The organism is Bradyrhizobium sp. LeoB3 (genome assembly GCF_055456055.1).
In genome coordinates, this window is the sequence record NZ_JBVBEF010000154.1 from 1 (window position 1) to 11,393 (window position 11,393).

Annotated in this window: 7 protein-coding genes and 1 pseudogene; 5 read left to right on the forward strand and 3 right to left on the reverse strand. The window is 60.1% G+C overall.

The annotated features are described in order from the left end of the window. Window positions 1-517 precede the first annotated feature (517 nt). Window positions 518-802, reverse strand: coding sequence for a hypothetical protein (locus tag ACZXDY_RS42460; protein ID WP_028169218.1), 285 nt, complete (start codon window positions 800-802; stop codon window positions 518-520). A gap of 1,144 nt (window positions 803-1,946) precedes the next feature. Here ACZXDY_RS42460 and ACZXDY_RS42465 point away from each other — a divergent pair. The 5 genes and pseudogenes from ACZXDY_RS42465 (at window position 1,947) to ACZXDY_RS42485 (ending at window position 6,950) form a co-directional block, all read left to right on the forward strand. Then, a complete protein-coding gene (locus ACZXDY_RS42465) occupies window positions 1,947-2,207 on the forward strand; it encodes a P27 family phage terminase small subunit (protein WP_196237453.1) in 261 nt (86 codons plus the stop codon). A 79-nt stretch (window positions 2,208-2,286) separates the two neighbouring features. Further along, a pseudogene (locus ACZXDY_RS42470) lies at window positions 2,287-2,418 on the forward strand (DUF3551 domain-containing protein); the annotation flags it as partial. A 643-nt stretch (window positions 2,419-3,061) separates the two neighbouring features. Further along, window positions 3,062-3,880 carry a gluconate 2-dehydrogenase subunit 3 family protein gene (locus tag ACZXDY_RS42475; protein ID WP_080664205.1) on the forward strand — a complete coding sequence of 273 codons (819 nt, stop codon included), beginning with the start codon at window positions 3,062-3,064 and terminating at the stop codon, window positions 3,878-3,880. Window positions 3,881-3,923: 43 nt separating this feature from the next. After that, window positions 3,924-5,690 (forward strand): GMC family oxidoreductase, encoded by a 1,767-nt coding sequence (locus ACZXDY_RS42480; protein ID WP_028169221.1) that lies wholly within the window; start codon window positions 3,924-3,926, stop codon window positions 5,688-5,690. A 30-nt stretch (window positions 5,691-5,720) separates the two neighbouring features. After that, complete coding sequence (locus ACZXDY_RS42485) at window positions 5,721-6,950, forward strand: c-type cytochrome (protein ID WP_464349598.1); 1,230 nt, start codon at window positions 5,721-5,723, stop codon at window positions 6,948-6,950. A gap of 351 nt (window positions 6,951-7,301) precedes the next feature. Here the strand turns inward: ACZXDY_RS42485 and ACZXDY_RS42490 are convergent, their stop codons facing one another. Beyond that, entirely contained in the window at window positions 7,302-8,885 is a 1,584-nt protein-coding gene (locus ACZXDY_RS42490) for a porin (RefSeq protein WP_028169223.1), read from the reverse strand. A gap of 582 nt (window positions 8,886-9,467) precedes the next feature. Continuing rightward, window positions 9,468-11,393 (reverse strand): ATP-binding protein (locus ACZXDY_RS42495; RefSeq protein WP_464349599.1); only part of this gene is annotated, 1,926 nt, incomplete at its 5' end.

The window sequence follows — 11,393 nt, forward strand, 5'->3', positions numbered from 1 at the left end:
CGGCACAACAACAACCCGAAGCCCTTCAAATGGACCAAGTCCGCAGACCAGATCTTGGCTTCTGTCAAACGCTTCTGTCACAAAGCTCAGCAGACATTATGTGGCGAACTTTAGATTCACGTGACTAGCAGCCAAATTGGCATGTTGATGCCGACCCCCGGGCATCGCAATGATTTTTTGATTGATGCTCCTGGAAATAAGGACTGCAATTAAAGTAAGTCGGACGGGTATCGGTTACGCCAGTCGAGTGCTGGCGTAACGAGCGTAACAACTGAGGACGACAGTGCGTAACGCATCGCGGCGTCGATGGTGACGGTGCCGTCACGGATCGCGACCGCGAGATCGCGGGAATGGGCCAAGGCGGAGCGAGTTTCGCGCAAGCGTCGCTGGCTAAAATCGGCGGCGTCCGCCGCTTTTCCCTTCTTGCCCCGGCCTCGCTGATCTGGCTCGGGATATAGCGTGCGACCCCGCATCGCTCGCTGACCCTTGGTGAGAACGCGCCGCTCGCATCGACGTCCTAGGCGACTTTCTGATGGGCTTTCATGTAGGGCGCAAACATCGGCGGAGCGGCCCTGTAGAAGTCGGCGATAGCTGTGAACTGGTCGTGTTTCTTTTCGACCCAATCAGCATACGCAGGGTCATGCAGGTTCTGCATCTTCGAGTTCGCGAGATTCAGGTCGATGAGGTGAAGGCGCAAGCGTTCCAGATATTCGGGCACCTCGGGTCCGAAAAAATAGAGCACGCGATCACAGGCTTTGGCGTAGCGAAACAGCTCATCGTTGCTCGCCGTCCCATTGCGCACAACCTCTCCAATGACGTCCTGTATGTCTTCAAAAAGGCCAAGCGACGTTCAAACAGCTCCAACACAATCCTTTCGTTAGATGTTTGCCAGTTGCGCTCCGCGATCTCGGCTTGGGTCCTCGCAATCGCGATCTGTCCCTGTCCCAGTCGGTAGGCAACGAACGCCGCAGCAGTAGCTGCGACAATTGTGGCGACTGGGCCCGCAACGTCCTTGAGCAAACTGATCCAAATCATCGTCTAAGCCGGGCTGGTGTTCGAACAGGTTTGCGAACGAGTACTTTCTTGCTCGCCAGGAATTGGTACGCAGATTGCGCGAGAGAGTCGCAGGTCCGAGCCATGCCCGGTAGGCTGGCAGCCTGCACGAAGCCCGTCTCGATGTAGCGCGACCGCCAATAGTTTGATCCATCAACCAACGCTATGATCTCGACGTCTTCGTCATCGAAGATGACACCTCGCCTTGCGCATGCCCTCCGAAGTTTCTTGAAGCCATGCCCATAGCGGTCCTTGATCGTCTCGATGGACAGGCCGTCAGCTCGCAGGCAGCTCTTGAGGTACAGTTCCAGCGCGTGCGAGTAGAGGAACCGGATCGGAGCCTAGAAGCGCAACGGCGTTTGGCACGGCTGGCTTGAACCCGGTCGGCGGCGTGCCGGTATGACTCGGCGAAGTTAAATAGCCCGAGCGGTGTTGTCCGATCTGTGGTCATGATGATGCGCTCTGCCCAACGCTACACGTAACGCGAGCAGAGAACCGATGCTGCGTGTTCGGCGCCCTATCCACAGGGAAAAGGACGCGGGCATTAGCAACGGCCTGGCGGTCGTCTCGACACGGGGTGGGGAACGAGCAAAAAAAGCAGGTCCTCCTATCGTCCGAGCGCGGCGGCGGCGCTCCAACGCGTGCGGCCGCAAGTTGCCCAAACTTTCCGGCAAACGTGCCCATACTCACATAATCGCGCGTTTAACCCGGGAGAAAGCGATGAGACCTGGCCCACCGCCGCAGCCGACGATCATCTGCTTTCAGCGCGGCGATCCCGGCAAGCGCCCGATGCCGAAGAACGAGCCGCAGCTTACAATCGAGCTCCCAGCGCCCGGAACCGCCGTCGCACCTCGACAGTTTTGCGCGCGATGAATGATGGCGTGCCGGCCACGATGCAGAGACTCGGACTGGTGACCGTGCTCGATATCGGTCCCTTCGTTGCTTATTGCTGCGCCTACAGCCGCTGGAAAACCGCTGAGGAGACCCTGCTGCGCATGGCGAACCGCGAGGGCGCAGCGAACGCGTTGCTGATCCGGTCGGCGGAGGGCAACCCGCGCATCAATCCCGTGCAGCGGATCGCGAGCAAGGCGGCGGAGGACATGCTGCGATTTTCCGCCGAATTCGGAATGACGCAGCGGCGCGCTCCGCATTAGCACTGGTGTCGGCGCGCAAATGGCACCGGGCAAGTTTAGCGGCCGGCGGTAGCCGCCTAATGGGCCGCGAGACTGGGGCTGGCCGGGCCTTTGCCAGTTCTGGACCTACCAGCAATGCTGGGCGACTGCGTCTGGCACCCGCTCGTATTGTGGGATCAACCCGCGCTACGCTTTTGCGCGGCAGCGGCAAGGCTATTGGCTGCCCTACTGACGTAACGAATCCTCTGCGCGGCTGATTGCCTCGATGCGGTGGCGGCCAATCGGGGCGTCTGGGACAGAGGTGCGCTGTTTGCCGCAGTCTGCCGGGTGCATCGGACCGGGCGATGGTGCGCGGTTGATGATGTCGGTTCTGTATGACGTCGTTAAACGCGAATGCGCATCCGGGCAGGCACAAGGGCTTCCCGAGGCTAAGTCGGCGTGTTTAGTCAAGCGCTTTACGAGGAAGCAAAAAAATGGACAGAAAATTAGCATGAAGAACAGTTGGAATTTCGCCTATCGGGCTAGACCGGAAGTGGCGCGCGCAAGTCGGAGCGATCAATCCGGCGCGGTCAGTTAATGCCTCGATGTAATTTCACCTTAACCCGCTCGTAAATCTCTCTTGCTTGAGCAACACGTCTACCGCTTCGATGATTCGAATTCGTGGATGTTGCTTTGCAACACGCGATCAGTTCACGCTCAAGTTCTTTCAGGCAAGCCCGTCGCACCGGACCCCAAAGCGCCACGCCAACCCCCGCTTTGCTGCGACCTAAATTGCTGAACTGAACGCACCCGACTTGAGAACCGATTAGACTGTGCTATCCTTGTGTTTTCATGCGCCACCTTGGAATTTCGAGTTCACGATCCAGGGGAGCACTATGGTCGCGTCAGAGATCCGACTCAGCGCCAACGGTATCCGGAAGACGCCCCCCGGTGCTGATGGCGCCGCTGAGGGAATAGTCCGCTCGTCGCGCTCTAATCCCGGCGTGTGCCGTCGCGAATTGCTTATAACCACCGCCATGACCTTGCTGTTTTCGGCGACCTCCGCTCGCGCGCTAGTCGTCAAGGGCAGCTTGCCATGGGGACCAAGTGCCGGCACTCCACCCACAGCGGTGCGGCCTGGGCCATGGGCGTATTTCACTCCGGAAGAAGGAGCTGCCGTCGAAGCGCTCGTCGACCGGCTGATCCCGCCGGACCCGGAGACGCCGGGAGGCAAGGACGCCGGCTGTGCGGTCTTTATCGACCGACAACTTGCGGGATCGTATGGCAGCGCCGAGGGGCTCTACATGCACGGGCCCTTCGCCGACGGAACGCCGGAGCAGGGAGATCAGTCGCCGTTGACCCCGGCAGCGCGGTATCGCCAGGCGCTGGCGGCATTGGACAAATATTGTCGCGCCACCTACGGGGGAAAGCCCTTCGCCCAGATTCCCGACGATGAGAAGGACAAGGTTCTCTCCGCGCTCGAGAAAGATCAGGTGCAACTGGAAGGAACCAGCGGTCGCGCATTCTTCGAGTATCTGCTGCAGAACACGCGGGAGGGGTTCTTCGCTGATCCAGTTTACGGCGGCAACCGCGACATGGTCGGCTGGAAGATGATCGGTTTTCCCGGGGCGCGCTATGATTACCGCGACTGGGTTGAGCGGCACAACGAGCGTTATCCGTTACCACCCATTGGCGTTGCTGGCCGACCCGAATAGGCGCCAAACGCGCAAATTTAGTCTCGTCCGGAGTATCGGGAATATGATGCGCAAATTGCCAGCAACGGATGTGGTGATTGTCGGATTGGGCTGGACTGGCTCCATCCTGGCGCATGAGCTGACTGGTGCCGGATTGAACGTGGTGGCGATCGAACGCGGCCCATGGCGCGACACGGCGACTGATTTCCCGCCGGCCTACGCGCAAGACGAGCTGCGCTACCGCATCCGCCACGATCTGTTCCTGCGACCGGAACAGCTGACAATGACTTTCCGCAACAACGCCAGTCAGACGGCCCTGCCGATCCGCAGCTGGGGATCCTTCATGCCGCCCAATGGCGTCGGCGGCGGCGGCGTGCATTGGAATGCCGAGACGTGGCGCTTCCTGCCCAGCGACTTCGAGCTGAGAACGCATCTGGTGGGGCGCTATGGCGAAAAATTCCTACCCGAGGACATGACGATCCAGGACTGGGGGATTACCTATGATGACCTCGAGCCCCATTACGACAAGTTCGAATATCTGTGCGGCACGTCCGGCAAAGCCGGCAACATAAAAGGGCGGATACAGGCGGGCGGCAATCCCTTCGAGGGAGCGCGGTCCCGCGAATATCCGACGCCGCCGCAGAAGCAGCCATACGGCCCGACGCTATTCGCACAGGCGGCTCAGGAGATGGGCTATAAGCCCTTCCCGCAACCTTCCGGAAATCTCTCACAGGCATATACGAACCCGCTCGGCGTCACGATAGGCCCTTGTACTTATTGCGGCTTCTGCGAATGGTTCGGCTGCGGCAACTACTCGAAGGCTAGTCCGCAGACCACGATTCTGCCCGCACTCATCCGCCGTCCGAACTTCGAGGCGCGCACGCAATGCGAGGTATCGAAGATCAACCTGGATAGATCGGGAAAACGCGCCACCGGCGTTACCTATGTCGACACCAGTGGCAACGAATGGGAGCAGCCGGCGGACCTTGTGCTGCTCTGCGCCTTCCAGTTGTTCAACGTGCACCTGCTGCTGCACTCCGGAGTCGGCAAGCCCTACGATCCGCGTACCGGCGAGGGCGTGATTGGGCGAAACTATTCCTACCAAGTCACATCTAGCGTAGGCGCGTTCTTCGACGACAAGATCTTCAATCCCTTCATCGCGTCGGGCTCGATCGGAATGTGCATTGACGAGTTCAACGGCGACAATTTCGATCACGGACCGCATGGCTTCGTCGGCGGCGGCTATATGGGCGCGGTGCAGACCAATGGCCGACCGATCCAGACTGGGAGGACACCACGGGCAACGCCGAGGTGGGGCGCCGAGTGGAAGAAGGCGGTGGCGAAGAGTTACTTGAGCAGCTATGAGACCGTCACGCACGGCAGCTGCTATAGTTATCGCGACGTGTATCTCGACCTCGATCCGACCTACACGGACCGCTTCGGCCGCAAGTTGATGCGCCTGACGTTCGATTTCCACGACAACGAGCTCAAGATGTCGACATACCTGACGGACCGGCTGGCTGAGGTCACGCAGAAGATGGGACCGCGGCAGCTTGAGAAGCATCCACGTCGCGGTCCTTACGACGTCACCGTGTACCAGACAACGCACACCTGCGGCGGTGCCATTATGGGCGTCGAGCCCAAGACCAGCGCGCTCAATCGCTATTTGCAGAGCTGGGAGGTGCCCAACCTGTTCGTCATGGGCGCCACGGCCTTCCCGCAGAACCCCGGATATAATCCCACGGATACTGTGGGCGCGCTCGCCTATTGGGCGGCAGACGCGATCGTAAACCGCTACCTGAAGAGTCCCGGCTCGCTCGTGCAGATTTGACGGCCAGCACTCCGAAGTAATGGCATGAGAATGCGCAATCTGATGACTCTTGCGCTCGCGGCCTGCGTGATCGGCCTGGCTGCCGCGCGCGCGGCGGAAGACAACCAGGCGTTCGCGAAGATCGAGCGCGGCCGGTATCTCGCCGTGCTCGGCGATTGCACCAGCTGCCACACTGCGCCGGGTGGTAAGCCGTTTGCCGGCGGCGCTGCACTGGAGACGCCGTTCGGAGCGTTGTTCGGTCCAAATATTACGCCCGATGTTGCGACCGGGATAGGTGCTTGGACCGAATCAGATTTGTGGCGGGCAATGCATGAGGGGATTGGTAGGGATGGGATTCGCCTCTATCCAGCAATGCCGTATCCCGCCTACACCAAGGTTACTCGCGAGGACGTCTCAGCCATCTGGGCCTATCTGCGCACGTTGGAGCCGGTGCGAAACGAGGTTCAGCCGAATCAGCTTAGGTTTCCGTTCAATGTCCGCCGGCCGGCAACATCCACCTGGGATTTGATCAATTTCAAGCCCGGGGTATTTCAACCCGACCCGGCAAAGTCGGATCTGTGGAACCGAGGGGCCTATCTGGTCGAAGGCCTCGGTCATTGCGGGACCTGTCATACACCGAAGAACATCACCGGCGGCGATCGGGGTGGAGAAGCCTTGCGCGGCGCATTGTTGCAGGATTGGTATGCGCCTGATCTGACCGCGGACCCCCGTATGGGCATCGAGAGTTGGTCCACGGAAGACATCGTCCGCTATCTTAAGACCGGCGCCAACTCGTTCGACATTGCGTCCGGGCCGATGGCCGAGGCCGTTGAGAACTCGACCTCTCATATGACGGATGCTGATCTTCTTGCGATCGCCACCTATCTGAAGGATCGCGCTCCTCGCAGCGCGAACACGGCCATTGCGCTGGCGCACGATGCCACACGCATGGTGGCGGGCAAGGCAATCTATGAGGACCATTGTGCGGCATGCCACATTTCTAGCGGCGCCGGCGTTCCAAACCTATTCCCGCGCCTGGCACAAGCGCCCCTGGTCCAGTCCACTGATCCGACATCCTTGATTCGTGTTGTTCTGATCGGCAGTCGCGCTGTCGCCACTTCAGCTGCCCCGACCGCACCCGCCATGCCGTCCTTCGGTTGGAATCTCAGTGACACAGAGATTGCAGACGTCCTGACCTATGTGCGCAATACCTGGGGAAATGCCGCGTCAGCAGTCCAGCCTGCTGATGTCACTACGCTGCGTGGCCGTGTGTCTCGATAAGATCGACCACGCCGCGCGTCCCAACTTTGGCGGAACCGATCGAGGGCGCTCGCTATGCCTGTCGCAAATCGACTCGAGACGTACCGATGTTGCAGTCCCCGCGCCACCGGCCATGCCTGAAGTCGGCCTTGAGCCAAATTAAACCAACGCCATTGCGATGTCACCAGTCAGCCCTGGACCGGTCGTTGATGAGCGCTCACCTCCATCGTCGCTTTTGATCCAACCTGATCTCCCCGGCATGTCGGCTTTCACGCTGTGTGGGACGGCAATGCTCTGATTTTACAGGAGCCTAGTCTAGCTAAATCAAGACAGACTGAGCGCCTTGTCAGGTCTATTCGCTGGAAAAAGGCCTCAGAAGTTACGCTGGGCACGAAGCTGCAGGTGGAACGTGTCCTGATCCTGGAACTCGTAGCGCGCGGTCGGCTTGGGGGCCGCAGCTCCGAGGATGGCGGTGCCCTGGAATTTCTGGTCGAGGTGAACCCACATGAATTCGGCCGAGAAGGTCAGGTCCTTGACCGGCGTCCAGCGGGTGATGACACCAAGCTGCGAGACGTTGAAGTCGGGGTTGCAGATGTAGTCCGCACTGATTGCCTTGGCGGGGGTGGTGTAGTTCGCGCAGATGAAGGCCTTGGCGGCGCCGTCATAGCGGACGCCCACATACGAGCCGAAGAGGCTCGACGACCAATATGGGTCCCAGTTGTGGTTGAATGCCCCGCGAACGCCGAAGGCCTCCGTCAGATGCAGCGAGCCGTTGCCACCGGCTGCGACCGGCAGAAAGACACCGTCGGTCGTCGCCCCGAACCCGATGCTCTGATAGGCGCCAAAAGCGTTGGTGCTGCCGAATATGGCAAAGCTCGGCGAGGTTGCAGCTGACGAGACGACGTACTTCGTCGCCCCCTTGGAATAGCTCGCGTCCATCTTGATGTCGTCGCCGGTACCGGTCGGGATGTTCTTGATCTGCAACACCGCCATCGCCGCGCCGCCCCACGAGGTGTCGGGATGTCCGGAAAGCTCGGATGCCGCGGTCGGCGCCGCGCCCGGCAGGGCGACGGCGCCCGCCGGAGCACCGAGCGCGTTGAGCGTGTTGTACGACCCGCTCACTTCATGAGCCGCGGCCGAAATCTGGAACAGACCCCAAGCCTGGTCGATGCGGATGTTGCCGACCACATCGGGCGCATGGGTGCCGGCATAAGCGTTGCCCGTGTTCAGCGTGGCGTTCAGCGGCAGCGACAGGTTGTAGACCGCGGTGCGGTCCCATACGACTGGATCGTCGAGGCCAATGCTGCCGGTCACTCCGTTGCCGAAATCGGCAGTGTACTGGATGTTTTGGACGCCGGTATCAGTGTTTTGGCCGCCGATCAGGAAGTCCGTGATGTTGCCGGGGTAGCCCTGCCAAGGCGAGGCGTAGGCAGACGCCGACTGACCGAAGGTGAAGCCTGCGAACTGGAGAAAGAGGTACTGGATGGAAACCTGGCCGCCGCCGGGAGTGTCGAGCAACTGCTGGCTGGCCACCGGAAGCGAGGTGTTGATCGAGTTCGGGTTGAAGGTGTTGTTGCCGAGCGCGCTGAACGTAAACCGGCCCTGCCCGAAGGTACGGACCACGCCATAGTCGGTGGCGGTGCGGGTATCGAATGACAATAGCATACGGGCGCGGGCGGCGAAGTAGTCGAAGTAGCGGTTATGTTGGCCTGCGTCGCCGTTCCAGGCAGGCGTGCCTTGTATGCCGCCATTGAATGTGGTGTCGACCCGGAGATAGCCACCGATCTTCATGCAAGTGTCGGTACCGGGGATGAAGAAGAAGCCGGGGCCGTAAGCCGAGCAGACCTTCACATATTCGATCGGCTTCGCCTTGACAGGAAGGTCAGCGCCTGCGGCTCCGCTGGTTGCGAGCAAAAGGCTCGCCGCCGGACCGAGAAGGATTCGAGTTGTCGCCATTACCGGCCTCCGCCTGAGACCTGTACGTCCACTCGGAAATCGAATGCCCCACAATTTTTAGCGCAGGAGACATGTCGCACAATGCACGGCGACGTGACACTGCCGAGTTTCATTTCGCACTGTGACTTTTTCGCAACGCATGCGAGTGCCATTCCGGAGCGCATGCCGGAGAGATCAGCCCTGGAAGCTGGATCAGCGCTGTAGCTACGCTCGCGGCGAAGGTGGTTCGATCCGCTGTTCGATGAGAATGATCGTCGAGGATTTCCGCTTGCGCCGGGGCACCCACGCTTATGCTTGGGAAATTATCGCTCACGTTAATGTCGGGTATTGCCCAAATGCGAACTGGGTTACTTCATCGGGCGATGTCCGAGTTCGAGGGAGTAGCGATCAGCATTGCTCGCCCTCAGTTCTTCTCAGCTTGACCCACCAAGGCTCGTCGACTGCTGCTCCCCGCTGTTTGGAGGTTTTTGAACCGGGCCCTACGTCAAATGTGAAGGAAGTACAGGTTAGATTCATTGGTGTGTCAGGTAAACCTAGTTAATGGCGCCATGCGCGCCAAGAAAGCAACGGCAGGAGATCATCTCAACCTTCGTGCAGGATTGACCGCAAGCGCGCCGCCAAATCCGACATGCGGAATGGTTTGTCGATAATCGGAAATTCGCCCACCGCCTGATGTCGCTCTAGCACGTCTCCCGCATAGCCCGAGGCCAGCAGGACCTTGATGCGCTTGTTCAATCGCCTCGCTTCGCGAGCTACCTCGATGCCGTTGATCCCGTTTGGCATCACGATGTCACTTAACACCAGATCAAATTCCTCGCTCTGGAGCATCCAAAGGGCTTCCGTGCCATTCCGAGCGCAACGAACCTGATAGCCCGACCTGGTCAGCATCGCCGACGTGAGATCCAGAAGATCGTCGTTGTCCTCGACAACCAGGACTCGCTCCGAACCGGTCGGAAACGCTTGGGGTTGGGCGTCTTCCATTTCGACATCAGGCGTTTGCGTGGCTTTGGGCAAATAGAGAGAAACAGTGGTCCCCTTTCCCAATGCGCTTTCGACGGCAACATGCCCCCCGGACTGACGGACGAAGCCGTAGACCATGCTAAGCCCGAGCCCGGTGCCTTTGCCAACCTCCTTCGTTGTGAAGAAGGGCTCAAACACCCGCTCCACCACCTCGGGAGGCATTCCAAGACCGGTGTCCCGAACCGACAGCCTGACGTAGGATCCGGGCAAGCACCCCGCCACGGCTCCTTCGTTCACGACGATGTTTCTCATCTCAATGTCGAGCACGCCGCCATTGGGCATGGCGTCGCGCGCGTTCAGGGCCAGATTGAGGAGAGCGGTCTCCAGCCGCGCCGGGTCGACATGGCACAGCCACAACCCTTCACTAGTCCAGACCTTGACCCGGCATGCTTCCCCAACGGCTTTGCGAATGATGCCCTGGAACTCGGAAACAAGCTGGTTTGCGTTGACCGGACTTGGATTCAATATCTGCCGGCGCGAGAAGGCGAGAAGCTGCGCGGTCAGCTTTGCCCCCCGATCGACAGCACGCCGCGCAGCCGCGGCGAAGTGCCGGATCTTGCCGATATCATCACCGGCCTCGATGAGTTCGAGGTTCGCGGAGACCACCGTGAGCAGATTGTTGAAGTCGTGCGCGACGCCGCCGGTGAGCTGGCCGACGCTCTCCATCTTCTGGCTCTGATGAAACTGCTCCCTCGCCTCGGACAATTCGTGCTCACGGTGCTTCAGCGCATCGGCCATGGCGTTGAATGCTCTGGCGACCCGTGCGATTTCCGAATTGCCCGGGATATCCACACGCCGGCCGAATTCGCCGAGCCGCCATCGGTTCGCGGCGTCAACCAATTGCGCAAACGGGCGCTGGATGAACCGTTGGGCGCCCCACGCCGTTAGGATCAAAACAATCAGGGCGCTCACAATGATGAACAACACGTCGCGCCGCGTGCGATGTTCGATCTTGGTGAAAGTCTGCGCTTTGCCGAGGCCGAAGCCGACAAGAAGATCTTGCCCCACGGCGGCGAAGCCGACAATTCTTCGCACGCCGTCAATGTTAACCATGTCCGCTACGGTCCCGTTGTCGAGCATCGGGTCTTCACCAACGGGCAACTTCTTGCCGACAAACACGTCATTGTCAGGATAGCGAGCGAGAACGATGCCGTTGCGGTCCGTGATGGCGAGCGCGGCTCCCGCCGGAACGCCCTTTTTCGCGATGTAGTCGGCGAGCCAGTCGAGGCTGAGGGCCGCTATAACGACGCCGCCCATGCGATCCTCGTCGTCGTAGAATGGCAGCGCGAACTGAACGACGTTGCGACCGGTCGTTCGGCCGATTGCGAACTCTCCGACTGTGAATTTGCCGGTTTTCACCGCGCTGGCGAAGTAGGCACGTCCAGCTGCGGTAGCCGGCTTATGCTCTTTCGCTGAGTCGCAGAAGGCGTCGCCATTCATGTCGACCACGATAAAGACGATGAACTCCGGATATTGTCGCTTGATCCG

What these genes read in the sequence shown, in the direction of transcription:
- ACZXDY_RS42490 (WP_028169223.1), bottom strand. Translation starts at nt 8,885, where the DNA reads ATGGCGACAACTCGAATCCTTCTCGGTCCGGCGGCGAGCCTTTTGCTC.
- ACZXDY_RS42485 (WP_464349598.1), top strand. Translation starts at nt 5,721, where the DNA reads ATGCGCAATCTGATGACTCTTGCGCTCGCGGCCTGCGTGATCGGCCTG.
- ACZXDY_RS42465 (WP_196237453.1), top strand. Translation starts at nt 1,947, where the DNA reads ATGCAGAGACTCGGACTGGTGACCGTGCTCGATATCGGTCCCTTCGTT.
- ACZXDY_RS42475 (WP_080664205.1), top strand. Translation starts at nt 3,062, where the DNA reads ATGGTCGCGTCAGAGATCCGACTCAGCGCCAACGGTATCCGGAAGACG.
- ACZXDY_RS42480 (WP_028169221.1), top strand. Translation starts at nt 3,924, where the DNA reads ATGATGCGCAAATTGCCAGCAACGGATGTGGTGATTGTCGGATTGGGC.